This is a genomic window from Lutibacter sp., assembly GCF_041562875.1.
Classification (GTDB): domain Bacteria; phylum Bacteroidota; class Bacteroidia; order Flavobacteriales; family Flavobacteriaceae; genus Lutibacter.
The window spans coordinates 1-25,154 of sequence record NZ_JBFFOE010000041.1 but is presented as its reverse complement, the minus strand read 5'-3'; the positions used below and the strand labels follow the sequence as shown (position 1 = coordinate 25,154).

Here is a 25,154-nt window from a genome sequence, read left to right as displayed (position 1 = left end):
TTTACCTTCCATTATGGATGGTTTGCTATCAATTTTTGAATGGTATCAAATGGAAAATACTTATAAAATAAATTCATTTAACACTCCAAAAGAAGAACTTTTTAGGATTATAAAAAATCGAGCAAAAAAACTTAAAAACCATTTTGGATATTCAGTCCCTCCTTATCCTGAAGAACTTTTAAATATGTCTGGATATATGAATATGGATATGCAACAACCTGAAAAAGCAAAAATGCATTTTGAACAAGCTATTGAATATTATCCAAATAGCCCAAATGCTTACGACTCAATGGCAGATTATTATGAATCCCAAAATGATTATATAAACGCTATTAAATATGTTTCAAAAGCTTATGATTTAAGCGGAAATAAATCTTATAAAGAAAGACTTATAAAGCTTCAAACAGAAAATTAATTTTATATGCTCTTTTTCATTATTTTTGTAATCTATGAAAACGAAAAGAGCATTTATTTTACTAAACGGTTCAGCACCAAGTGACCTCCCTAATTTATCACAATACGATATTGTTTGTGCTATAGATGGTGCTTACAATTATTTTGAATCAAATAATATTATCCCCGATTTGGTGACTGGAGATTTTGATTCTATCCGTAACATTCCAACAACTGTAGAAGTTATAAATACACCCAATCAGGAATATACCGACTTTGAAAAAGCATTACAAATATTAAAACACCGTGGTTTTTATGATATTGATGTGTATGGAGGAAGTGGAAAAGAGCACGATCATTTTTTAGGAAATATAAGTACTGCTTTACAGTGGAAAATTGGCTTAAACATCACTTTTTTTGATGATTTTGGAAAATATTTTTTTATTGAAGAAAGTATCTTTTTAACAAATATAATTGGAAAAAATATTTCATTAATTCCGCTTCCAATTGCTAGCGGCGTGCTTACAGAAGGTTTGTTGTATCCTCTTATAAATGAAACGCTAACCTTTGGGCAACGTATTGGAACTAGAAATAAAGCTACTAAAAACGAAGTTGAAATTACTGTTGAAAAAGGCGATTTACTTATTTATATTAGTCATAGTTAAAACGCTGAAAATTGAATAGAAAACTAAAACTTATTTGGGATTTTAGAGGTTCCAATTCTCAAAAAACTGCTGAACACCATTGCATTCACTTAAAAGAATTTGCTGCCATTGAAAAATTACATTTTTATAAAGTAGATTTTTCAATACTTTCTGAAATGCACACAATAGCATTTATAATTGTTGATGAAGTTGATATGAAAATATTTAGAGATACTTTAAAACCTCATAGAGGTCAATTAGCTGAATAGTTTAAATAGATGGAATTTGTAAAATTTGTCATCCTAAAACAAGTTCAGGATGACATTTATCTTCACTTTAAAACTAACTTCCAACCGAATTAGCCACAATCCAACCACTTGTCCAAGCATTTTGAAAATTAAAGCCGCCCGTAATAGCATCAATATTTAAAACTTCCCCTGCAAAAAACAGGTTTTTATGCAATTTACTTTCAAAACATTTAAAATTGATTTCTTTTAAATCAATTCCTCCAGCCGTTACAAATTCATCTTTAAACGTGCTTTTTCCATTTACTTTAAAAGTACACTGAGTTAGTTGTTTTGCTAAATCTTCCAATTGCTTATTATTTAATTGTGCCCATTGTGAATCTGAAGATATTTGAGCAGCTAGCACCAGTTTTTCCCATAAACGTTTTGAAATTTCTTCAAAAACGGAACGTAAAATAACTTGTTTTTTAGAATGTTCTTTTTTGGCTAATTTTAATGTTTCTAAAACAGTTTCAGTTTTTTTCGATAACCAATTTACTTCAATTTCAAACTGATACTCTTTTTCAAATAATTCCAAAGCTCCCCAAGCTGATAATTTTAAAATTCCAGGTCCACTTAAACCCCAATGTGTAATTAACAATGGTCCTTGCTCCTTTAATTTTGAGTTTAAAACTTTTACTGAAGCCATTGGCACAGAAGTTCCCGGGATATCTTTCAATCTGCTATCTTCAATATTGAAGGTAAATAATGAAGGAATGGGTTGAATAATTGTATGCCCTAATTCCGAAACCATTTGCCACACTTTTGAATTGCTTCCTGAAGCAACCAACAAATAATCAGCTATAAATTCATTAGAATTCGTTTTTACTATAAATTTATCGTCACTTTTTTTAATAGTATCAACTCTTGTACTCATTTTTAAAATTACCCCTGCGTTTTTAGCACTTTCTAAAAAGCAATCTATAATAGTTTGTGAAGAATTCGATGCTGGAAAAACCCGATTGTCATCTTCAATTTTTAAAGAAACACCTCTGTTTTCAAACCATTCCATTGTATCACCTGTCATAAATTGATGAAAAGGTCCACGCAATTCTTTTTTTCCTCTTGGATAAAACTCTACCAATTCATTTGGTGTAAAACAAGCATGAGTTACATTACAACGTCCTCCTCCACTTACTTTTACTTTTTGCAACACATTATTACTTCCTTCTAAAATCATGACTTCTAAATCAGGATTTAATTCTGCTGCATTTATAGCAGCAAAAAAACCTGCTGCACCACCTCCAATTATTACAAATTTTTTCTTCATTATAAAATTAAATCTTGATAAGGAATTACTGTTTCAAATCCTTTTTTATTAAAATAAATGATAGTATCTTCATTTCCTGTAGCTAAAATAAAATCGCCTCCCCAAGCACCTAAGCTTTTTGTTTGTCCGAAATAATCTGAAAATAATTGTTCTTGAACCATTTTTAATTGAACTGTTTTTGAAACAATTTGCTCGTGCTCAGTTATTAATTTTTCAAAATCTATTAAATTTTCACAAATTAAAAATTCATCTGTTAATCTTGAAATTTGTGCTATTTCTGAAGTTAAATTTCCTTTTAATTTTTTAAAACGCTGAATTCCTTCTCTGCTATTTTGCTTTTTGTTTAAATACACAAAATACAATTGATCTTTAAATATTGGATTGAATTCTACTTTTTCAATAATTGGGTCAAATCCGTTTTTTATGTATAAAATTGGTGAATTACTTTGTGCACAAGCAATATCGTAACCGCTTCCACCAAAGGTGTTTTCCAATAATTTATAGGGATTAATTTTAGCCCAATTTGCAATATTATTAATTAAAGTTGATGAAGTTCCCAATCCCCAGTTTTTAGGAAATGTAAGATTTGTTTTCACTGAAAACCCTTTTTCTGAATTTAAAAAAGAAGGATTCAATTTTTTAGCTTCTATTAGTATTTTATTTAAATTTTCAGCTAGTTTATCATTTCCTCCATCTTCTTCTGCTTCAAAAGTAGCACTCGCCAATCGTAATTTTGGTAAATCAAAAATTGCTTCTAACCAACATTCACCTTCATTTGTAAAACTATTCCAAATTAATTGTGGTTCATTAATTGGTTCAACCACCAAATCTTGTCCACAAGTTGTAGGAACAGACAACGATTTTGCACCTTCAAGTACAAAATATTCGCCTGTGAGTAATAATTTTCCGTTGCTGTAAAATTTTTTCAATTCTTATTTTTTTTATTTTGTCATTCCTGCGAGGGCAGGAATCTATGCCAATCTAACAAATTTACTTTCTCATTCTGGATTCCTGCTTGCTCAGGAATGACATTCTATTTCTCCTGAACTAACTTATTATAAGCCTCAACAACTGCATTGTGTGTAATGGTTTTATGCTCAAAATAATCAATTAAAAAAGTTTTTTCTTCGTCACTTGCGCCTAACTGTTTAATAATATTTGTTAAGTGCATTTTCATATGCCCTTTTTGGATTCCAGTAGTTGTTAATGCTCGTAAAGCTGCAAAATTTTGTGCCAAACCTGCAACTGCAATTAGTTGCATTAATTCTTTTGCTGAAGGATTTCCTAATAGTTTTAATGATAATTTAGATAACGGATGTAAAGATGTTAATCCACCAACAGTTCCTACAGCTAACGGAATTTCAATCCAAAATTTAAAAAAACCATTTTCTATGGATGCATTTGTTAAACTCTTGTATTTTCCACTTCTCGAGGCGTATGCGTGAGCACCAGCTTCAATAGCTCTAAAATCGTTTCCTGTTGCAATAACCACAGCATCAACTCCATTCATAATTCCTTTATTATGTGTCACTGCTCTGTGTGGCTCTGCATTTGCAATTTGAATAGCTTGCACAAATTTTTGAGCTAATAGTTCTGAATTTTCAGCATAAAGTTCTTCAACTTTGCAACTTACTTCTGCATGAACTAAACATTCCGGAACGTAATTAGATAAAATACACATGACTATTTGAATATCTTCTTTTTCAAAATCCTTGGCAATTGCTTCCAAACAAGAATTTATAAAATTAGCGCCCATACTATCAGCCGTTTCAAAAGTAACATGCAATTGGTAATAGTTTTCTAATTCAGTAGTTTTATCGCGCAATTCAATTTCTAAAATACCTCCTCCGCGCTTACGCATATTTCGAGTAATGCCTTCAGTAACTTTATAAAAATTGTCTTTTTTTGAGTTAAAATAATTCTCAAGTCCTGTTTTATCGCCTTCATACATAAAATGTACTTGACCAATTTTTGTGGTTGAAATTACTTTTGCTTTGAATCCACCACGTGTACTCCAAAATTTAGCAACTAATGATGCTGCTGCAACTACTGAACTTTCTTCAATAGTCATTGGAATTGCATATTCTTTCCCATTAATTACAAAATTTGGTGCAATTCCAAAGGGTAAATAAAAATTAGAAATGGTATTTTCAATAAAATCATCATGCAAATCTTGAAGCAAAGGATTTGAGTTCCAATATTGCATTAAAACTTGTTTTACTTTACTATCATCATTAAAAAATGTTGATACTAACCAGTTTACCTTTTCTAACTTTGAAAATTTTGAAAACCCATCAACAGTTTTTCTCATTTTTTTTAAAATTTTTATATAGATGCAAAGATAAATTAATAAAAATAAAATACTACAGATTACATATATTGTTAATTTTATGATATAATTCAGCTCTGTTTTGCTAAATTTTTCTTAAACTTGACAATTATTTTAAGATATCATAATTTATGAAGAAATTACTCCTTTTATTTATAGCAATAACTTCCTTAGCTACTGCTCAAAAAAAAGAAATTGTTATAGAAGAAATTTGGGATGGTACATTTAGAACCGAGCGAATGAATTCGTTAAATTCAATGAATGGTAATTTTTATACGCTACAAAATTTCAATAGAGAATCACAAAGCACTTCAGTTCATAAATATAGCTATGCTACTTTAGAAAAAGTTGAAACTATTGTTGATAGTAAAGATTTAGAAGATTTAAAATATTTTGAAAGCTATGTATTTAATAGCAATGAAACCAAGTTAATTTTAGGTGTTGATGAAGAACCTATTTATCGCCATTCTAGTTTAGGTGTTTTTTACGTGTATGATATTCCCTCAAAATCACTGCAACTTATTGATGAAGAAAAAATACAAGAACCTACTTTTTCTCCTGACAGTAAAAAAATAGCATATGCTAAAAACAATAATCTTTTTGTTAAAAATTTAGAAACCAATGAAGTTATTCAAATAACTTTTGATGGGAAAAAGAATAACATTATTAATGGAATTTGCGACTGGGTTTATGAAGAAGAATTTGCATTTGTAAGAGCTTTTGAATGGAGTAACGACAGCAAAAATATCGCTTTTTTACGTTTTGATGAAACCGAAGTTCCAACTTTTTCTATGGATATTGTTGGAACAGCATTATATCCATCGCAACAAGTTTTTAAATACCCAAAAGCTGGAGAAAAAAATGCAGTAGTAACACTTCATGTTTACAGTGTAGAAGCAATTAAAACTTCAAAAATTAATATTGGAGAATACGAATATATTCCAAGAATAAGATGGACCAATGATGCAACTATTTTATGTGCGACAACTTTAAATCGTCATCAAAATAATTTGAATTTGTATTTTATAAATGCTACTGATTTTACTTCAAAAGTAGTTTTAAATGAAACCGATAACGCGTATATAGATATTCACGATAATTTAACTTTTTTAGAAGATAATAGCTTTATTTGGACAAGTGAAAAAGATGGATTTAATCATATTTACTACTATTCAAAAGAAGGGAAACTCATAAATCAAGCTACTAAAGGAAACTGGGAAGTGACTGATTTTTATGGAGTTAACGAAAAAACTAACACTATTTATTACCAATCCGTTGAAGATGGCTCAATTAATAGAACCATTTATTCTATTAAACTAAATGGGAAAAACAAAAAACGTTTAACAAATACTTCTGGAACTAATGATGCTTCTTTTAGTAAAAACTTAAACTATTTTATCAATACTTTTTCTGATGCAAATACACCTCCAATTTACACACTTTATGATGGTGATGGAAATTTATTAAAAGAAGTTTTGAATAATAACGAGCTTTCAAAAAATCTAGAAAATTATAAGCTAGTTAAAAAAGAATTCTTTACGCTTTCAACCAAAAATGGAGAATTTAATGCTTGGATATTAAAACCAACTAATTTTGATTCAAACAAAGAATATCCGCTATTTATGACACAATATTCTGGACCAGGATCACAATCTGTTAGTAATTCTTGGAATGGTGCAAATGATTATTGGTATCAACATTTAACTGATCAAGGTTATATTGTTGTGTGTGTTGATGGCAGAGGAACTGGCTTCAAAGGAGCTGATTTTAAAAAAGTTACTTATAAAGAATTAGGAAAATATGAGGTTTTAGATCAAATTGAAGCTGCAAAAGAATTAGGAAAAAGATCTTATATTGATTCAAATGAAATAGGCATTTGGGGCTGGAGCTATGGAGGATTTATGTCTAGTAACTGTTTGCTAAAAGGAAACGATGTTTTTAAAATGGCAATTGCGGTTGCTCCAGTAACAAGCTGGCGTTTTTACGATTCTGTTTATACAGAACGTTATATGCAAACTCCTCAAGAAAACCCTAGTGGATATGATGAAAATTCACCATTAAATTTCGCTAATTTATTAAATGGAAAATTTTTATTGGTACATGGTAGTGGCGATGATAATGTTCATTTTCAAAACTCTATGAGAATGTCTAATGCTTTAATTGAGGCAAACAAACCTTTTGATCAAGCTATCTACCCAGATAGAACTCACGGAATTTATAGAGGTAAAAATACAAGGTTACATTTATACAATAAAATGACTACTTTTATCAAAGAAAATTTAGGTAAAAAAGAAAGTAAACTAGAATTAATAAAAAACTAATTAAATATTTATAACCAATACTAATTTCAATAAAATTAATATTATGACTGACAATACTTTAAAAATAAGTCCACAAAATAAAGAATTATTTGGACACCCAATTGGATTATATTTCCTTTTCTTTTCAGAAATGTGGGAGCGTTTTTCTTATTATGGGATGCGAGCAATTTTAACATTATACATGGTTCATGAGCACAATGCGGCATTTAACCCAGGGTTAGGATGGTCAACTGGTAGAGCATTATCGCTTTATGGTACGTATACAATGTTAGTTTATGTTGCCTCTATTCCTGGAGGTTATATTGCCGATAAATTTATTGGCCAAAAGAAAGCCGTGTTATATGGAGGTTTAATATTAATTATAGGACAATCCATATTAGCTATTTCAGCTTTGTGGGCATTTTATTCAGGGTTAGGATTAATTATTTTGGGAGTTGGTCTATTAAAACCAAATATTTCAACTATGGTTGGTGGATTATACAAAAAAGGTGATATCCGTAGAGATAAAGGATTCACTATTTTCTATATTGGAATTAATCTAGGAGCTTTCCTATCAGCTTTAATAGTTGGTTATGTAGGTGAAAAAATTGGATGGCATTATGGTTTCGGTTTAGCTGGAATTGGTATGACCTTGGGTATGATTGTGTACTATATGGGTATGCCTTATTTAGCTCACGTTGGTAACTTTATTGGTAAAGATGGTTCAGACGAAGATAAAGCTGCTATGAATAAACCATTAACTTCAATTGAAAAAGATAGAGTTAAGGTACTTTTAATTTCATTTTTAATTGTAATTGTATTTTGGGGAGCTTTTGAGCAAGCAGGTGGTTTATTAAACATTTATACGCAATCAAAAACTGACAGAATGCTTGATTTCACTTTACCATTAATTGGTAGTGAAGTTCCTGCATCTTGGTTTCAATCTTTAAATGCATTATTTATTATCTTCTTAGGAACTGCAGTTGCCTCTTGGTGGGCTAAACGCAAACTAAAAGGAAAAGAAGCTTCTTCATTGTTTAAAATGGCAATTGGTACTGTTATTATGGGTACTGGTTTCTTTTTTATGACCGCAGCAACTGCACAATTTGAAGCTGAAGGTTCTTCAGCAATGTATTGGTTAGTACTTGCATATTTATTCCATACTGTTGGTGAATTAAGTATGTCGCCAGTAGCATTGTCTTTTATTACCAAATTAGCTCCAGTAAAATACGCCTCTATTATGATGGGTGTTTATTTTGCAATGACTGGCTTAGGTAACAAAGTTGCGGGACTATTAGGTGAATCAGCTGAAGGATTAGGAGATTATGCAGTATTTACTGGAATTGCAGTATTTACAATAATATTTGGAATTTTAATAGTTGCATTATTAAAACCTTTAAAACGTCTTACACACGGTGCTGAGGATGATGAGCATCTATAAATTGAACTGAAATTCAAAATAAATTATTTACTAGTATATGTTTTCAAAATAAAAAAATAACTCAAAAAAGCTCAAGAAATATGTACTTGAGCTTTTTTATAATTTAACAAATCTTAATTAAAAATTAATACAATGAGTACAGAAAACAAATCATTTTTTGGAGTTATGAAGTCTTATAACAAGAACTTCTGGGTAGCAAGTGGAATGGAATTATTTGAGCGTTGGGCTTGGTATGGTTTATTTGCTGTTCTTGCATTATACCTTACTGGTTCTACCGACGAAGGAGGATTAGGTTTTACGCATATTGAAAAAGGACAAATAATGGGTATTGTAACTGCAATACTATATTTATTACCAATGATTACAGGCGTAATAGCTGATAAAATAGGATATAAACTCTCTCTTATTATTGCATATGTTTTATTAGGTACTGGTTACTATGTTATGGGAGAAGTTTCAAGTTATTCTTCTGTATTTTTAGTCTTTCTATGGGTTGCTGTTGGTGCTGCAATGTTTAAACCAGTAGCTTCTGCAATTATCACAAAAAATACAGATGAATCTAATTCAACATTAGGTTTTGGTATTTTTTATATGATGGTAAATATTGGAGGATTTATTGGTCCTGCATTCTCTTCTACTTTAAGAACACAATTTGGATGGAAAATAGTATTTCTTCAAGCAGCGATAGTAATCGCAATCAACTTACTTATTTTATTATTTTTTTTTAAGGAAGAAGATAGAGTAAAAAAGACTGAAACAATTGGTGAAGCTATTTTAAGTTCTTTTAAAAACATTGTTGAAGCAGTTAAAGATACTCGACTTTCAGTATTATTAATTATTATGGTTGGATTTTGGACAATGTTCAATCAATTATTTTACACACTCCCAACATTTATAGAAGATTGGGTAAATACAAAGGCTTTACATGACTCTATTGCTCAAGTTTCTCCTTGGATTGCAAGTGCAATGAGTGGAGGAGGAGATTCTGTAAATCCTGAAATGTTGATAAATTTAGATGCAGGTTCAATTATATTATTTCAATTAATTGTTTCATTTTTTGTTTTAAAAATGCGCCATGTAAGTGCAATGATAACAGGTTTCATTATTGCATCAATCGGTATTGGAATCACCTTCTATACTGGAAATGGACTTTATACAATATTAGGAATCATGATTTTTGCAATTGGTGAAATGATGACCAATCCAACATTTTCTTCTTTTATTGCATTGATTTCCCCTAAAGGAAAAGAGGCTTTATATATGGGTACATATTTTTTACCAATTTTCTTAGGAAATCTTTTAACTACATTAATTTCTGGAAATCTTTACCAAGCGTGGTCTGATAAATTAAGTTTATTACAATCCGAAATGGGAAAAAGAGCTATTGAAATGCCAGAAGTAACTAAAGAATTTACCAAAAATGATTACTTTGCTTTAGCTTCTGAAAAATTAGAAATGACACAAGTACAAATGACACAACTTGTTTGGGACACATACAACCCAAATAAAATTTGGTATGTTATTGTTGCAATAGGTATTGTAACTATTTTGGCATTAACTATTTATGACAGAATGGTAATTAGACCTAAGGAAGCAAACGGAAATTAAACTATTTTGGAAGAATACGATTTTAAACATATTTTATGTTCAAAATCGTATTCTTCTTTTAATTTAAAAAATTATAATTTATGTCAGATTATACTCAAGAAGAAGATCAGCAACAAATATTAGGACATCCTGTAGGATTATTTGTACTGTTTTTCACAGAAATGTGGGAACGTTTCAGTTACTATGGAATGCGTGCACTACTTATTTTGTTTCTTGTTGCTAAAATAGATGATGATGGTTGGGGATGGACAAGAACTGAAGCTTATGCATTATTTGGTTGGTACGTTATGCTCGTTTATTTACTACCATTATTAGGTGGGTGGTTAGCTGATAATAAATGGGGACATGTTAAAACAGTAATTGTTGGAGCCATTATAATTACGATGGGACATGCTGCCATGGCAATTTCTGATTTACATATTGGCATCGATTTAAAATTTGTTTTTTACTTAGGATTATTACTTATTGTTGTAGGAACAGGTTTATTTAAACCAAATATGTCATCAATTGTAGGTAAAATGTACCCACCACAAAGTGATAAAAAGGATGGAGCTTACACTATTTTTTATATGGGAGTAAATTCTGGTGCCTTTATTGGAACTCTTTTAGTAGGCTGGATAGGTGAAACTTTCAGCTGGACTTGGGGATTTGGATTAGCTGGTATTTTTATGTTATTTGGATTGCTTCAATTTTATTTTGCCAGAAGCGTATTTGGAAAGGCGGCTTCTCAACCTAAATTAAAAGGTGCTGTAGTACCAATTGAAGATGAAGGTAAAGATGTACCTTTTACAAGTAGAGATTTATCACTTGCCGGTATTGGAGGTTTTTTTGCTATCTCTTGGATTGTTGATGGTTTATATTCAGTGGTAAGCAGAGGAAGTCATTTTTTAATCGAAAATTTATTTTCTTTTGAAGCCTTTGGAAAAGTTATCCAAGTAGACATGTCTAGCTTATTTTTCTTATTGTCTTTAATCATATTTATTACTTTGGGTGTAACAAGATTAAAAAGGTTTCAACCTATTGAAAGAGACAGATTGAAGGTTGTATTCATCATCGCATTTTTTGTAATTTTCTTTTGGGCTAGTTTTGAACAAGCTGGTACAACAATGAATATATTTGCTAAGGATTATACGAACAGAACCTTAATAGGTAATTGGGGATTGTTCTATAAAATAATTGATTTTATTCTTTCAATTGCTCCAATGTTAGTATTAACTTGGGTAATTTATAAATTAGGAAAAGCAATTATTAAAAAATTTCCTTTAACTATTTTATTTACTAGTATTAGTTTCATAATTATATGGATATTGGTAATTATAAGAGTTTATGATAAAATTACAGCTGATGCAACTCTTGTCGATACTTCTTGGTTTCAAATACTAAACCCAGTATTTATTATATCCTTAGCGCCTTTATATTCAATGTTCTGGAAAAAATACACATTCTCAGGACCACAAAAATTCTTTATTGGTTTAACATTGTTATCTGCCGGATTTGGTATGTTAGCTATTGGTTCAATGGGTATTGAACCTGGAGCACAAACTGCTTCGGTTAGCATGGTTTGGCTATTATTAGCATTCCTATTACATACAATGGGAGAATTATCAGTATCTCCAGTTGGGTTATCATATGTAAGTAAATTAGCTCCAGCTAGAATGCTTGCTTTCCTATTTGGAATTTGGTACGTATTTACAGGAATGGCAGGAAAACTTGCATCAATAATGGCTGAATATTCTGACGGAATAGCTGAAAGTGTAGGTTTATCAGGATTCTTTTTAATATTTACAATTATTCCATTTGTGGCTGGACTTGTAATTTTAAGTCTGAATAAACCATTAAAAAGAATGATGCACGGCATAGATAAATAGAAAATATGTGAACAATTAAAATTACAAAGTCTCTATTTATAGGGACTTTGTAATTTTGGTATTATATTTGCGACCAACGCATTGATTATAATTATAAAAATAGATTTAAACTTATGAAAAAAGTATTGATTTTAATGCTAACACTTTTTAGCATTTCACTTACAGCACAAGAAATAAATTGGATGACGCTTGAAAAAGCTATTAAAGCACAGAAAACAACACCAAAAAAAATATTTATTGATGCATACACAGTTTGGTGTGGACCTTGTAAAATGTTAGACAAAAACACATTTCATAATAAAGATGTTGCTGAGTACGTTAACAAAAATTACTATGCTGTAAAATTTAACGCTGAAGGTAATGAAACCATTAACTATAAAGGTGTGAAATATACAAATCCAAATTTTAATCCTAATACTTCTGGCAGAAATAGTTCTCATCAGTTATCTGGTGTTTTTGGAATAAGAGCATATCCAACTTTATTGTATTTAGATGAAGAAGCTAATTTGATAGCTCCAATAACAGGATACAAAACACCCAGTCAATTAGAACTTTACTTAAAGTTTTTTAATTCCTCTGATGTAAAAAATATTACCAAAGAATCTTGGGAAAGTTATACTGCTAATTTTACACCTGAATTTAAAGACTAAATAGAACATTATTTTAAAATAAAAGCTCCTTTTTGCATGGTACTGTAAAAAGGGGTTTTGTTTTTTAAACAAGTTTGCTCCCATTTTGCAACAAAACTTTTATAATTAGAGCCATCAGCAATTAATAATTTTGGCTGAAGTGCTTTTAGCATTCTTTCTAAATTAATTTTAGGAGATTCTTGTAAAATTATGATAGAAGGTTTAATTGATTTAAATTCATAAACCCCCAAACTATCAACCACTAAAATAATTTCATTTTTGAACTTATAAACATTTTTAGTTTTAATTGCTTGAAACTTATCTCCTATTCCTGTACTAATTAAATATGGTTTTAAGGCATAATCATTTAAACTCAAAGAATCTGATGAATTCAACATGAAATGAGCTCCCTCTCTATTTCCTATAATACTTTTTTTAGACTGGTTAAACACAATTAATTCATTGGTTGATTGCAACTTATGTTTTTCAAAAATGAAAATTGATTGAATAAATAATATAGAAATTAACATAAAAACAAAACGATAAAAAACTTTCTTTTCTATCCATTTTATAGTTATAAATATGAATGCATAGAAAGCTAACATTAGTATTAATGAAAATGAAATATTTTGAATAATAAAAAATTCTTGGTTAGAAATCCATTCCACAAAACGATTCATTAATTGAATGATAGAACTATAAGAATCTCCTAAAAACTGCGGTAAGATATTGAGAGTAGCTAATATAATAATTAGTATTCCTGCTATTAAAATAATTCCCAAAAAAGGAATTATCACCAAATTAGACAGAAAAAATAACCCCGGAAACTGATGAAAATAAAATAAACTTAATGGTAAAACCCCTAGTTGAGCCGCAATTGAAACTGTAAATAATAGCCATATTTTATCTGGAAACCAATAGTTGGATTTCCATAAATTGTATAATTTTGGTTGAATCCAAACTATTGAAAAAACAGCTAAATAACTTAACTGGAAGCCAACTTCAAACAAATAAAATGGATTAAATAACAGCAAAAAGAACATGGAAATTACCAAAGTATTGTAAACATTAGAACGCTGAACCAATTGAATACCTATTGTTAAAGCAGTAAACATAGAAACTGCTCTCACTACGGAAGCTGATAAGCCAGCAATAATAGCATATGCCCAAAGTAAAAGTATAATGAAAAATGTAGCTATTAATTTTCCATTTTTAAAATAATGAAATGGTTTAAACACAAATAGTAGCAACAATAAAATTATACCAATGTGCAATCCTGAAACGGCTAAAATATGCACAGCACCAGCACCTGAATAAGTTTCTAACAAATCACTTGATATTGTATTTCTTTGCCCTAATAATAACGCATTTATCACCGCCAATTCATCATCTTTAAACCCATTATTTTTTAATGAAGTATTTATGCTTTCTCTTATTTTAGAAGCAATCCCATCTAAAGTATAGCTATTATTTTGAAGTATTAAAAAAGACGATTTCTTAAGCTGTATTTGATGATAAATTTGCTGATTTTGAAGATATTTTTTATAATTAAAAGCATACGGATTTTGTGGTTCGTTTACATTTAGAAACTCAGTTTTAACAACTAAATTATCACCCACATGTAATGGATTTTCAATACTATCTATTTCGATAGCCACTAAAATTCTTCCAATAGTATTTTTGTTATTTAACTGAAGTACTTTTGCTTCATATTTATTAGAATAGGCAGTTGGTTTTAATACTTTTTGTATCTCAATGTTTATAGGTAAAAGTTTATTGACTGTAAATTCAGATGAATTCGCATAATGCATTTTTTCATTTAATTGATTTTTATATGTTATTGAACTTATCCCAATAAAAAAAGAAGTTAAAAAAACTAAGATGGTAAAAATTATAGAAGGTTGAAATTGTTTGTTAGCTCTAACAAATTGAAACCCTAATAATAGCAATAAAAGACCAACAATTATAACTAATTGAATGGGTAGAAAATTATAATACTTCCCTACTAAAATTCCGAGTATTAAAAAAAATGTAAATTGTACTGGAACAAACTTTAAAAACTTTCTCATAGCATGCTAAAGCTACTAAAAATATTGAATGAAACACCTTTAAACCAATATTTTAAAAAATTGCAATGTAATAATTGTTACCAACTGACTTTTATCATTATTGTGCTATTCAATGTGCTTTAGTTTTGTATTATAAATAAATATAAAATCATGAGAAAATTAATTTTCAGTAGCATAGCAATATTTAGCATTGTATTTAATACAATTGGTCAAGACTTAGCTCCTTATATTAAAATTGGAGAAAGTACTGAGACTATTCAACAAGTTTCAGATAAAGTTGTTGAAGCTTTAAAATCTAATTCGTTTACAATTTTAGGAGACTACAATCCTTCAAATAAAAGTACTTTAAAAGTTATTGCTTTTACAAGAACAGATTTAAAAAATACGGTAGTTAAAGTAACAGACAGAGGTGCGCTTGCTGCAGCATTTAAGGTGGGTTTAGAACAAAAAGGTGGGAAAATACTAATTTCTTATACCAATCCTGACTATATTTTAAGAGCTTATTTAGGTGATAATTATAATACATTTAAAGGAACATTTCAAAAATTTAGTGCTGATTTAAAAACTACGTTTTCAACAATTGGAAATGAGTTTACTCCTTTTGGAGGAACCCTTAAAGCAGATAAATTAAAAGGATATCATTACAAAATAATGATGCCTTACTTTAGTGATCCTATTGAACTTAATGAATTTTCTTCATTTGAAGAAGGCTTAAAAGTAATTGAGAACAACTTAAAAGCAAAAAAAGGTCAAACTGTTGAAGTTTATAAAATAGTTTACAAAAATGAAAAAGTAGCTGTATTTGGCATTGGTTTACAAAGTAAAGAAAATGGTGAATCTGTCTTTTTACCAAAAATAGGAGAAGCGCACGTTGCAGCATTGCCTTATGAAATTATTTTACAAGGGAAAAAAGCAACAATGCTTCACGGAAAATATAGAATAGCTTTACATTGGCCAGAATTAACTATGGGAACTTTTATGAAAATTATGAGTACTCCTGGAGATATTGAAGATACTTTAGAAGGACTTTGTAAATAGATTACATCTTTAAAAAATCATATTTTAAAAACGCTAAAACAATTAAATGTTTTGGCGTTTTTTTAATTTACTCCCATATTTATAACCAAACTTTAAATTTTTAACGAATTTAAACACAGCAATATACACCCGTAAATTTTATAAAAAATTATTCATACCCAATTGAAAAAAAGATTAACTTTATATGTAAATTAACAAAAAAATCGCTAAACTATGAATGAACTTTTAAAAGAAGATATTGAACCTCCCCTTGCGCAGGATTTATCTAAAACAGAACTGATTTTTAAAACTGGAACTACTGAAGGAAAATTATTCAAAGATTCTGAAATTGTACTTTCAGGTTTTAATATAATAAATACTGAAACCGCAAAATTTAGAGCCATTTTTTTCCCTCAGGCCACGGATATACAATGGAACGGTTGGAAATGGCAAATACAAAACAGCTACATTAATTTTGGTGAGCTTTCAGAAATATTAGATATTAGCGAAGCTGATGATGAAGTAACTATTATGTTGGATTTAATGCACAAAGCATTCATGAACAGAATAAATCCATATTATCTTTATCAACATGACCCCATTTTAGATTCCTCTCATTTTGGAACATCCGTATCTAAAGGATTAGAAATAATTCAAGGATTAAACGAATTTACAAATGACTACTCCATACCTTGTTTTGTTGTTAATACAACAGATGATGTTAAAACTCCATTACTTCCAAAATATTACCAAAGTAGATATGATGATAATTTTATCTTGAAAAATTTTGATGGAAAAACATATAAATATTACGATACAATATAATGGCAATATTTAAAATTAGGAAGATAACAGATCCTTATCTTCCTTCTAACTCAATAGCAATTGATCAAGTATTTAGCATTCTTAGAACTCATTTTCCAACTGTTAAAGAAGAAAAAATAAATGAGATTTTAGAGCAAATGAAAGATCCTTTGAAATACAAATTTTCATCGAACTTATTTGTTGCTGAAGATGGTAAATCTAATGTTAAGGGTTTTGCTATTTTGTTTTATATGCCCGATAAAAATTTCTTTTATTTAGATTATATTGCTGTAAAACCCGGTAAAATTTCTTCTGGTGTTGGCGGAGCAATTTATGAACGTTTGAGAGAAGAAGCTCAAATGCATAAATCAATTGGTATTTTTATGGAATGCCTTCCTGACGACGAAAAATTATGCAATGATAAAAGTGAAATTAAACAAAATAAAGCTCGACTTGCTTTTTATGAACGCTATGGTGCAAGACCAATTATTGGAACTAAATATGAAACCAATGTAAACCCTGATGATGATTGTCCGCCTTATTTAGTTTTTGACGATTTAGGTAATGACATTCGACTTTCTTCAGCTGATGCTAAAAAAATTATTCGTGCTATTTTAGAACGAAAATATCCAACATATTGCCCAGAAGATTATATAAAAATGATCATTTCTTCCATTCAGGACGATCCAATTAAATTACGAGAATTTAAATATATTGTAAAGGAACGACCTGTTGAAATAAGAGAGGCTGTTAAAGATGAAATTGCCCTTATCATTAATGACAAGCACGATATTCACCATGTTAAAGAAGTTGGCTATATTGAATCACCAATAAGAATTAGCAGTATTTACAAAGAAATTACAAAGTTAAATGCATTTAAAACAAGACCTTCTAGAGGTTATCCTGATAAATATATTACACAAGTTCATAATCCGAAATACGTAAATTATTTTAAAACAGTTTGCGATAAATTAGCACCAGGAAAGTCGATTTATCCTTATGTTTTTCCTGTAAGAAACGCTACTCGTCCACCAAAAGATTACACTGTTTTAGCAGGTTATTATTGTATTGACACATTTACTCCAATTAATAAAAACGCATATTTAGCGGCTCGTTCTGGAGTTAATTGTGCTTTAACTGGTGCTGAGTTATTGTTAGAGGGATATCATAGCGCTTATGCGCTAATAAGACCTCCAGGGCATCATGCAGAAAGAGATGTTTTTGGTGGGTTCTGCTATTTTAACAATGGTGCAATTGCAGCAAATTTTCTTTCAAAATATGGAAAAGTAGCCATTTTAGATATTGATTATCACCATGGAAACGGACAACAACAAATTTTTTATAATAGAAAGGATGTTTATACAGTTTCAATTCATGGCAATCCATCTTTTGCATATCCATATTTTTCAGGATTTCCAGATGAAAAAGGTGAAGATGAAGGTGAAGGTTTCAATTTAAATTATCCATTAAAAGAAGCTTTAACTGGCGAAGAATATCTTTCTTATCTTAAAAAAGCGATTCAAGTTATTAAAGGTTTTAATCCGGCATATTTAATAATTAGCTTAGGATTTGACCCTGCTAAAGGAGATCCAACAGGAACTTGGTCACTTACAGCAACCGATTTTAAAAATAATGGTGTAGAGTTGGGTAAACTTCCTTTTCCAATTTTATTTGTGCAAGAAGGAGGTTATAAAAATAGAACTTTGGGTGTAAACGCTCGGAATTTTTTCGACGGCTATTTATCAAGTAGAATATTAAAAAAAAATAGATGAAAATTGGAATAACATATGACCTTAGAGCAGATTATTTAAAGTTAGGTTATACTATGGAACAAACTGCTGAATTTGATAAAGAAAGTACCATTGAAGGTATAGAAAAAGCAATTCAAAATGCAGGACATACAACAGTGCGTATTGGACATGCAAAAAACTTAATGAAAGCACTTTTAAACGATAAAACTTGGGATATGGTTTTTAACATCTCAGAAGGATTATATGGAGAAGGTAGAGAGTCTTTGGTTCCTGCATTGCTTGATGCGAATAAAATCCCATACGTTTTTTCTGGGCCTGTTACTTTAGGTGTATCTCTAAATAAAGCTTTTGCCAAACAAATTATAAGAGATAATGGTATAAATACACCCGCATTTCAGGTAGTATCAAAACTATCAGATGTTGAAAAAGTAAATCTTCAATATCCGCTTTTCGCGAAACCTATTTCTGAAGGTACTGGTAAAGGAATTGATTCTAAGTCATTTATAATATCAAAAGAGCAATTAGTTAGGGTTTGTGCCAATTTATTAACAAAATTTAATCAACCCGTTTTAGTAGAGGAATATTTACCAGGTAGAGAGTTTACTGTTGGCGTTTTGGGTACTGGGGAAAATGCTTTTGTACCAGGTGCAATGGAAATTAAATATAATAAAAACACACACAATTTTTATTCATTTAACAATAAGGAAAATTATGAAGATTTAGTTAAATATTTACCTGTAAATGGAGATATGCTCGCACAATGTGAAGAAGTGGCATTAAGCGCTTGGAGAGCATTAAATTGTTTCGACGGCGGAAGAGTAGATGTTAAGATAGATCGCTTTGGAAAGGTGAGTTTTATTGAAGTTAACCCTTTAGCTGGACTTAATCCTATTACTTCAGATTTGCCAATTCTTTGTAATTTAAACAACATTTCTTATCAAGAAATTATAAATGAAATTTTAAAATCCGCAATACAACGAAACTTCTTAGAAAACAATGATGAAAATTATAATACTTTACAATCAGGTACTTAGCAACAACCCAGATCAGGTTGATGTTATTAATCAAAGAGACTTGGTTAAAAAAGCATGTGAAAATTTAAATTATGAAGTTATTAGTTTAGCAGTAGGGAATAATTTATTAGCTGATATTGAAGCTATTAAAAAAGAAAATTCAACTATTGTTTTTAATTTAGTGGAAGAAACTTTTGGAAAAGGAGAGCTAATTTATTTTGCGCCTGCGCTTTTAAATGCCTTAAAAATTCCATATACAGGTGTACCTTTAGATGCTTTATTTATTACAACTAATAAAGTGTTGGCAAAAAAATTAATGAGGTATAATGAACTACCAACAGCAGATTTTTATGCTATTGATGAAATTGTAAAATTAAACCCTGCAAAAACATATATTGCAAAACCAATATGGGAAGAAGCATCCGTTGGAATTACAGAAGATTATATTTTTAACATTTCAGAAACAACTAAAGTCAAAACCATTCAACAACTTTCAAATTCTCATTACTTTATTGAAGAATTTATTGATGGACGAGAAATAAACATTAGCATGTTGGCTACCAATAATAAAGTTGAAGTGTTACCGCCAGCTGAAATTATTTTTTCAGAATATTTCAACAACAAACCGAAAATTGTTGGTTATGAGGCTAAATGGGACGAGAATAGTGAAGAATACAAGCAAACCAATCGTTTTTTTGGCACCCTAGAAAACAACCTGACTTTAAAAGAAAAATTAATATCCATTTGTGAACACACTTGGAAAGCTTTCAACTTAAAAGGCTATGCACGTGTGGATTTTAGAGTTGATAAAAATGATAACATTTTTATTTTAGAAATAAACGGAAATCCATGTATTTCACCAGATAGTGGTTTTGTTGCAGCATTAAAAAATGCTGGTTACAATGAAGAAATAATGATAAAAAGAATTATTGAAGATTCAAATTAAAAAGATGAAAATTAGAAATCAATTAATTAAAAGTGACATACAAGCTGTAAGAAACATTTTAAACTCAACAGGATTTTTTTATGATTCTGAAGTTGATGTAGCAGCTGAATTGGCTCAGGAAAATTTTGAAAAAGGTGAAGAAATAAGTGGCTATTTTTTTACAATAGTTGAAGTAGAGGAAAAAATAGTTGCATTTTCATGTTATGGGAAAACTCCTTGTACTGAAGCTAGTTACGATTTATATTGGATTGCCGTAAACCAAAATCAAAAGGGAAAAGGTATTGGAAAAATGCTAATGAAAATGTTAGAAGAGCATGTGGCAAAATTGGATGGTAAAAATATTTGGATAGAAACTGCCGGTAGACCATTATACAACCCAACTCGAAAATTTTACGAAAATTATGGCTGTAAATTAGTTGCTGAATTACCTGAATTTTACGGAGAAGACGATAGTAAAGTTATTTATTTATTAAAAGTTTAATGAGTTCACAATTAGTTCAGCTACTTTTTTTGAAGCTCCTTTTCCTCCTAATTTTTTTTCTAATTCAAAATAATTTAGAAATAATTCCTCTCTTTTTTTACCTTCTAATATTTTATGAAGTTCAATCTCCAAATTACTCTCATTAAATTCATCTTGAATCAATTCTTTAACCACTTCTTTATCCATTATTAAATTTACCAAAGAAATATATTTTAAATCAACCAAGCGTTTTCCAATCTGATAAGAAACCCAGCTTGTTTTATAACAAACAATTTCTGGAATTTTAAATAAAGCCGTTTCTAAGGTTGCAGTTCCAGAAGTTACAATTGCAGCATAAGAAAGCGATAATAAATCATAAGTTTTGTTACTAATAAACTTTACATTTTCTTGATTTATAAACTGTTGATAAAAATCAAAATCTTGACTTGGAGCACCAGCAATAACAAATTGATAAGCTTTAAATTTATCAGCCATTTTTAACATTATTGAAAGCATTTTTTTTATTTCTTGCTTTCTACTACCTGGTAACAATGCTATAATTGGTTTTTGAGATAAATTATGTTTTTCTCTAAAAACAGCTTCTCCAATTTGTTGCCTGTTTGAAATTGCATCTATTAAAGGATGCCCAACAAAATGAACAGGGAAATGATGTTTCTTCTCATAAAAATCTTTTTCAAAAGGAAGAATTACGTACATTTCATCAACGTCACGTTTAATTTGTTTGATTCTATTTTCTTTCCAAGCCCAAATTTGTGGTGAAATATAATAATGAACTTTTATACCTTCATTTTTAGCAAATTCAGCAATTCGCATATTAAAACCCGGATAATCTATTAAAATTAAAACATCAGGTTTAAACGCTAAAATATCTTGTTTACAAAATTTTATATTTTTAAAAATGGTACTAATATTCATTAAAACTTCAGCGAAACCCATAAATGCCAACTCACGATAATGTTTTACTAAAATACCGCCCACTTCTTGCATTAAATCACCGCCCCAAAATCTAATTTCAGCATTGTTATCTTTTTCAAATAATGCTTTCATTAAATTAGAACCATGCAAATCACCAGAAGCTTCTCCAGAAATTATATAATACTTCATCTTTTAAAATTAGAAAGAAAATAAGGTTAAAAATAATACAATTAATGCTATTAAAAAAGTTTCCATTACAACACCACGTGCTCTATAAATTTGTTTCTTTTTAAGAAATATAAAAAATACAAAAAAATTAGCTATCGCTCCTAATACCAGAATTCTACCTTCCAAATTTCCTTCTTTTATTAAATCTAAACTTTTATAAAAATCGAAATTCGAAAAGAATTCAATAAAAACAAAGCATCCAAAAGAAGTAGCTATTAAAGCCACTACAAAACCAATTAATAATTCTTTTTTCATAAAAAGAAATTTACAAATTCCAATTATTTAAATTTTGAATAAAATGATGCGCAGTTAAATCAAACTGAACCGGCACCATAGAAATGTAATTATTAGCTAAAGCCCATTCATCTGTATCTTCACCTTTATCCATATTTACAAATTTTCCGGTTAACCAATAATAGACTTTGCCTTGTGGATTGGTTCTTTTATCAAATTCTTCAACCCAATTTGCACGTGCTTGTCGGCAAATTTTTATTCCCTTAAACGTTTGGGTTTTTGGAAAATTCACATTTAACACAACACCATCAGGCAATCCGTTTTCTAAAACATTTAATGCTATTTTTTTTATATATGCTTTTAAAGGTTCAAAATCTGCATTCCAAGAATAATCTAATAATGAAAATCCAATTGCAGGTATTCCTTCAATACCAGCTTCAACCGCAGCACTCATTGTACCCGAATAAATTACATTTATAGATGAATTTGAACCATGATTAATCCCCGAAACACATAAATCTGGCTTTCTATCTAATATTTCACTCACAGCTAATTTCACACAATCTGCTGGAGTACCTGATGATTTATATTCTCGCTGAGGACCATCATCAATTTTAATTTCATCGCAATACAAAGTTTCATTAATAGTAACCGCATGTCCCATTCCACTTTGTGGACTGTCTGGTGCCACAACAACAACATCACCAATTTCATTCATCACAGAAATTAAAATTCTTATTCCAGGGGCTGTGATTCCATCATCATTCACAACTAAAATCAAAGGTTTTTTATTCATAAACTAAAAATTAGACAACAAAACTACAGTATTTAATTTGGTTTTTATAAATTAAACTTTAACATTTTGTAAAGATTATAAAGCTATTATTTTCGTTATCATTGTATTAATTAATTTCATAATTAGATTTAAAAAAAGTTTGAAATTTTCATTACTTTTATATGAATCTATAAAAAAAAGTTAAATTATACATTAAACTAAAATAATGGCACTATTTTAGTTAATTACAAACTACATAATTATTAAAATTGATAAGACAGATGATGTTAAGAAAATTCAAACTAGTATTACCCGTTTTTTTTGTTTTAAGTTTATTAATAAGCTCACAAACAAATGCAAACACAGACCCTGAACCTAAAGATAAAGTTTTAATAACCATTTTAAAATATGTTTTAACACAAGGTCATTATGAGCCGCAAGCAATTGATGATGCTTTCTCTGAAAAAGTTTTCAATAGTTTTTTAGATAGATTAGATCCATCAAAACGTTATTTTTTACAATCAGATATTGATGAATTTTCTAATTATAAAACATTGATTGATGATCAAATTAATAATGAAGATTTATCTTTTTTCTTTTTAGTATATGAAAGACTCACTAAACGCATAGATGAATCTAAACCATACTACAAACAAATTTTAGCAACCCCATTTGATTTCAATAAAGATGAAACCTATGATGTTGATTATGAAAAAACAAACTATGCTAAAAACAGTTCTGAAATTTTAAATATTTGGCACAAACAACTAAAATTCACTACATTATCTCGTTTAAGCGATAAAATAACTGCTGAAGAAGATAAGAAAAAAGAAGATGAAACATACCAAGCAAAATCATTTAACGAACTTGAAAAAGAAGCTCGTGAAGCTACATTAATTAGTATGGATGATTCTTATGAACGAATTGATGAGCTTACATATTCAGATTGGTTTTCAACATTTATAAATAGTATTTCTGAAGAATTTGACCCACACACAACCTATTTTGATCCAGTTGTAAAAAAGCGTTTTGACATTTCAATGGCAGGTAAATTAGAAGGAATTGGAGCAAGACTTCAAAAGAAAAATGATTATACTAAAGTAATTGAGCTAATTTCAGGAGGTCCTGCATGGAAACAAGGGGAATTAGAAGTTGGAGATTTTATTACAAAGGTAGCCCAAGGAAATGGAGAACCTCTAGACATAGTTGGTATGCGTTTAGATGACGCTATAGAATTTATTAAAGGTAAAAAAGGAACTGAAGTACGACTAACTATTAAAAAAATGGATGGTACTACTAAAGTGATTTCAATTATAAGAGATGTTGTAGAATTAGAAGAAACGTTCGTAAAATCTAGTGTGGTTAAAAAAGATGGTAGAACTTTTGGAGTTATAAACCTTCCTAAGTTTTATATTGATTTTGATGAAAAAAACTTTAGAAACTCTACAACAGATATGACACAAGAAATTGAACGCCTTAAAAATGAAAATGTTGAAGGTTTAGTGATAGATTTAAGAAATAATGGTGGTGGTTCCTTACAAACTGCTATTGAAATTTCTGGCTTATTTATAGAAAAAGGTCCTATTGTTCAGGTGAAATATAGAGATAAAGATGCCGATGTAAAAAAAGATGTAGATTCTAAAATTCAATGGGATAAACCACTTGTTATTTTGGTGAATGAATTATCTGCTTCAGCTTCTGAAATTTTTGCTGCTGCTATGCAAGATTATGGTAGAGCCGTAATTATTGGAGGTAAACAAACCTATGGTAAAGGAACTGTACAAAGTGTTTTAGACCTTAACAGATATCACAATTTAAAAGAAGATATTGGTGCTTTAAAGATGACCATTCAAAAATTTTATAGAATTAATGGTGGTTCTACACAACTAGAAGGCGTGCACTCTGACATTATATTACCAGACAGATATACGTATATGAATATTGGCGAACGTGACTTAGAAAACCCTTTGAAATTTGATAAAGTACCACAAGCATCATATTCCGTATGGAATAATTATGAAAATTTTGAACAAGCAATTGACAATAGTAAAAAAAGAATTGCAACTAACAATTATTTTAAATTAATTGACCAAAATGCAAAATGGCTAAAAAAATCTCAAGATGACACGCTTATCTATTTGAATTATGAGACTTA

At 29.5% G+C, this 25,154-nt stretch carries 22 protein-coding genes; 15 read left to right on the top strand and 7 right to left on the bottom strand.

Features of this window, described 5'->3' with window-relative positions; translation table 11 throughout:
• The 3 genes from ABY863_RS07615 to ABY863_RS07605 form a co-directional block, all read left to right on the top strand.
• Window positions 1-415 (top strand): tetratricopeptide repeat protein (locus ABY863_RS07615; protein WP_372793667.1); only part of this gene is annotated, 415 nt, incomplete at its 5' end.
• Window positions 416-449: 34 nt separating this feature from the next.
• Window positions 450-1,058 carry a thiamine diphosphokinase gene (locus ABY863_RS07610; protein ID WP_372793666.1) on the top strand — a complete coding sequence of 203 codons (609 nt, stop codon included), beginning with the start codon at window positions 450-452 and terminating at the stop codon, window positions 1,056-1,058.
• A gap of 11 nt (window positions 1,059-1,069) precedes the next feature.
• On the top strand, window positions 1,070-1,306 hold the full coding sequence (locus ABY863_RS07605) for a hypothetical protein (RefSeq protein WP_372793665.1): 237 nt from the start codon (window positions 1,070-1,072) through the stop codon (window positions 1,304-1,306).
• Window positions 1,307-1,379: 73 nt separating this feature from the next.
• Here ABY863_RS07605 and ABY863_RS07600 read toward each other — a convergent pair whose 3' ends face one another.
• From ABY863_RS07600 to ABY863_RS07590, 3 genes are all read right to left on the bottom strand, one after another.
• The gene (locus tag ABY863_RS07600; RefSeq protein ID WP_372793664.1) at window positions 1,380-2,591 is read right to left on the bottom strand and encodes an NAD(P)/FAD-dependent oxidoreductase; all 1,212 of its coding nucleotides are present in this window, start codon (window positions 2,589-2,591) and stop codon (window positions 1,380-1,382) included.
• On the bottom strand, window positions 2,591-3,520 hold the full coding sequence (locus ABY863_RS07595; protein ID WP_372793663.1) for a GYDIA family GHMP kinase: 930 nt from the start codon (window positions 3,518-3,520) through the stop codon (window positions 2,591-2,593). Before ABY863_RS07595 ends, ABY863_RS07600 begins: the two co-directional genes overlap by 1 nt.
• Window positions 3,521-3,624: 104 nt before the next feature.
• A complete protein-coding gene (locus ABY863_RS07590; RefSeq protein WP_372793662.1) occupies window positions 3,625-4,902 on the bottom strand; it encodes a hydroxymethylglutaryl-CoA reductase, degradative in 1,278 nt (425 codons plus the stop codon).
• Between the two features lie 149 nt (window positions 4,903-5,051).
• Between ABY863_RS07590 and ABY863_RS07585 the strand changes: the two genes are divergently transcribed.
• The 5 genes from ABY863_RS07585 to ABY863_RS07565 all read left to right on the top strand — a co-directional run bounded on the left by ABY863_RS07585 (window position 5,052) and on the right by ABY863_RS07565 (window position 12,787).
• Window positions 5,052-7,241, top strand: coding sequence for a S9 family peptidase (locus tag ABY863_RS07585; RefSeq protein WP_372793661.1), 2,190 nt, complete (start codon window positions 5,052-5,054; stop codon window positions 7,239-7,241).
• A 43-nt stretch (window positions 7,242-7,284) separates the two neighbouring features.
• On the top strand, window positions 7,285-8,661 hold the full coding sequence (locus tag ABY863_RS07580; RefSeq protein ID WP_372793660.1) for a peptide MFS transporter: 1,377 nt from the start codon (window positions 7,285-7,287) through the stop codon (window positions 8,659-8,661).
• Window positions 8,662-8,793: 132 nt separating this feature from the next.
• Window positions 8,794-10,269 (top strand): MFS transporter, encoded by a 1,476-nt coding sequence (locus tag ABY863_RS07575; protein WP_372793659.1) that lies wholly within the window; start codon window positions 8,794-8,796, stop codon window positions 10,267-10,269.
• 80 nt (window positions 10,270-10,349) lie between these two features.
• The gene (locus ABY863_RS07570; RefSeq protein WP_372793658.1) at window positions 10,350-12,137 is read left to right on the top strand and encodes a peptide MFS transporter; all 1,788 of its coding nucleotides are present in this window, start codon (window positions 10,350-10,352) and stop codon (window positions 12,135-12,137) included.
• Window positions 12,138-12,250: 113 nt separating this feature from the next.
• Window positions 12,251-12,787 (top strand): thioredoxin family protein, encoded by a 537-nt coding sequence (locus ABY863_RS07565; RefSeq protein ID WP_372793657.1) that lies wholly within the window; start codon window positions 12,251-12,253, stop codon window positions 12,785-12,787.
• 8 nt (window positions 12,788-12,795) lie between these two features.
• Here ABY863_RS07565 and ABY863_RS07560 read toward each other — a convergent pair whose 3' ends face one another.
• Window positions 12,796-14,835 (bottom strand): ComEC/Rec2 family competence protein, encoded by a 2,040-nt coding sequence (locus ABY863_RS07560; RefSeq protein ID WP_372793656.1) that lies wholly within the window; start codon window positions 14,833-14,835, stop codon window positions 12,796-12,798.
• Between the two features lie 150 nt (window positions 14,836-14,985).
• Between ABY863_RS07560 and ABY863_RS07555 the strand changes: the two genes are divergently transcribed.
• The 6 genes from ABY863_RS07555 to ABY863_RS07530 all read left to right on the top strand — a co-directional run bounded on the left by ABY863_RS07555 (window position 14,986) and on the right by ABY863_RS07530 (window position 20,847).
• Complete coding sequence (locus ABY863_RS07555; protein WP_372793655.1) at window positions 14,986-15,873, top strand: hypothetical protein; 888 nt, start codon at window positions 14,986-14,988, stop codon at window positions 15,871-15,873.
• Between the two features lie 213 nt (window positions 15,874-16,086).
• Window positions 16,087-16,677 (top strand): hypothetical protein, encoded by a 591-nt coding sequence (locus tag ABY863_RS07550; protein WP_372793654.1) that lies wholly within the window; start codon window positions 16,087-16,089, stop codon window positions 16,675-16,677.
• Window positions 16,677-18,428, top strand: coding sequence for a hypothetical protein (locus ABY863_RS07545; RefSeq protein WP_372793653.1), 1,752 nt, complete (start codon window positions 16,677-16,679; stop codon window positions 18,426-18,428). The genes ABY863_RS07550 and ABY863_RS07545 overlap by 1 nt, the downstream gene beginning before the upstream one ends.
• Complete coding sequence (locus ABY863_RS07540; RefSeq protein ID WP_372793652.1) at window positions 18,425-19,441, top strand: hypothetical protein; 1,017 nt, start codon at window positions 18,425-18,427, stop codon at window positions 19,439-19,441. Before ABY863_RS07545 ends, ABY863_RS07540 begins: the two co-directional genes overlap by 4 nt.
• Window positions 19,404-20,366 carry an ATP-grasp domain-containing protein gene (locus tag ABY863_RS07535; RefSeq protein ID WP_372793651.1) on the top strand — a complete coding sequence of 321 codons (963 nt, stop codon included), beginning with the start codon at window positions 19,404-19,406 and terminating at the stop codon, window positions 20,364-20,366. Before ABY863_RS07540 ends, ABY863_RS07535 begins: the two co-directional genes overlap by 38 nt.
• Before the next feature lie 4 nt (window positions 20,367-20,370).
• Window positions 20,371-20,847 carry a GNAT family N-acetyltransferase gene (locus tag ABY863_RS07530; protein ID WP_372793650.1) on the top strand — a complete coding sequence of 159 codons (477 nt, stop codon included), beginning with the start codon at window positions 20,371-20,373 and terminating at the stop codon, window positions 20,845-20,847.
• Here ABY863_RS07530 and lpxB read toward each other — a convergent pair.
• Genes lpxB through surE form a run of 3 tightly spaced genes read right to left on the bottom strand, consistent with a single transcriptional unit; the run spans window position 20,836 to window position 23,020 of the window.
• The gene (lpxB, locus tag ABY863_RS07525) at window positions 20,836-21,951 is read right to left on the bottom strand and encodes a lipid-A-disaccharide synthase (RefSeq protein WP_372793649.1); all 1,116 of its coding nucleotides are present in this window, start codon (window positions 21,949-21,951) and stop codon (window positions 20,836-20,838) included. The genes ABY863_RS07530 and lpxB overlap by 12 nt on opposite strands.
• A 9-nt stretch (window positions 21,952-21,960) precedes the next feature.
• Complete coding sequence (locus ABY863_RS07520; RefSeq protein WP_372793648.1) at window positions 21,961-22,245, bottom strand: hypothetical protein; 285 nt, start codon at window positions 22,243-22,245, stop codon at window positions 21,961-21,963.
• A gap of 10 nt (window positions 22,246-22,255) precedes the next feature.
• Window positions 22,256-23,020 carry a 5'/3'-nucleotidase SurE gene (surE, locus tag ABY863_RS07515; protein WP_372793647.1) on the bottom strand — a complete coding sequence of 255 codons (765 nt, stop codon included), beginning with the start codon at window positions 23,018-23,020 and terminating at the stop codon, window positions 22,256-22,258.
• A gap of 260 nt (window positions 23,021-23,280) precedes the next feature.
• On the opposite strand from surE, the gene ABY863_RS07510 reads away from it, so the two are divergent.
• Window positions 23,281-25,154: carboxy terminal-processing peptidase (locus ABY863_RS07510; protein WP_372793646.1), on the top strand; the 1,874-nt coding region annotated here is incomplete at its 3' end.

Bases quoted from the DNA above. Each gene is read 5' to 3' on its own strand.
- ABY863_RS07610 (WP_372793666.1), top strand. From the start codon at position 450: ATGAAAACGAAAAGAGCATTTATTTTACTAAACGGTTCAGCACCAAGT.
- ABY863_RS07600 (WP_372793664.1), bottom strand. From the start codon at position 2,591: ATGAAGAAAAAATTTGTAATAATTGGAGGTGGTGCAGCAGGTTTTTTT.
- ABY863_RS07590 (WP_372793662.1), bottom strand. From the start codon at position 4,902: ATGAGAAAAACTGTTGATGGGTTTTCAAAATTTTCAAAGTTAGAAAAG.
- ABY863_RS07585 (WP_372793661.1), top strand. From the start codon at position 5,052: ATGAAGAAATTACTCCTTTTATTTATAGCAATAACTTCCTTAGCTACT.
- ABY863_RS07580 (WP_372793660.1), top strand. From the start codon at position 7,285: ATGACTGACAATACTTTAAAAATAAGTCCACAAAATAAAGAATTATTT.
- ABY863_RS07575 (WP_372793659.1), top strand. From the start codon at position 8,794: ATGAGTACAGAAAACAAATCATTTTTTGGAGTTATGAAGTCTTATAAC.
- ABY863_RS07570 (WP_372793658.1), top strand. From the start codon at position 10,350: ATGTCAGATTATACTCAAGAAGAAGATCAGCAACAAATATTAGGACAT.
- ABY863_RS07565 (WP_372793657.1), top strand. From the start codon at position 12,251: ATGAAAAAAGTATTGATTTTAATGCTAACACTTTTTAGCATTTCACTT.
- ABY863_RS07560 (WP_372793656.1), bottom strand. From the start codon at position 14,835: ATGAGAAAGTTTTTAAAGTTTGTTCCAGTACAATTTACATTTTTTTTA.
- ABY863_RS07555 (WP_372793655.1), top strand. From the start codon at position 14,986: ATGAGAAAATTAATTTTCAGTAGCATAGCAATATTTAGCATTGTATTT.
- ABY863_RS07550 (WP_372793654.1), top strand. From the start codon at position 16,087: ATGAATGAACTTTTAAAAGAAGATATTGAACCTCCCCTTGCGCAGGAT.
- ABY863_RS07545 (WP_372793653.1), top strand. From the start codon at position 16,677: ATGGCAATATTTAAAATTAGGAAGATAACAGATCCTTATCTTCCTTCT.
- ABY863_RS07540 (WP_372793652.1), top strand. From the start codon at position 18,425: ATGAAAATTGGAATAACATATGACCTTAGAGCAGATTATTTAAAGTTA.
- ABY863_RS07535 (WP_372793651.1), top strand. From the start codon at position 19,404: ATGATGAAAATTATAATACTTTACAATCAGGTACTTAGCAACAACCCA.
- ABY863_RS07530 (WP_372793650.1), top strand. From the start codon at position 20,371: ATGAAAATTAGAAATCAATTAATTAAAAGTGACATACAAGCTGTAAGA.
- lpxB (WP_372793649.1), bottom strand. From the start codon at position 21,951: ATGAAGTATTATATAATTTCTGGAGAAGCTTCTGGTGATTTGCATGGT.
- ABY863_RS07520 (WP_372793648.1), bottom strand. From the start codon at position 22,245: ATGAAAAAAGAATTATTAATTGGTTTTGTAGTGGCTTTAATAGCTACT.
- surE (WP_372793647.1), bottom strand. From the start codon at position 23,020: ATGAATAAAAAACCTTTGATTTTAGTTGTGAATGATGATGGAATCACA.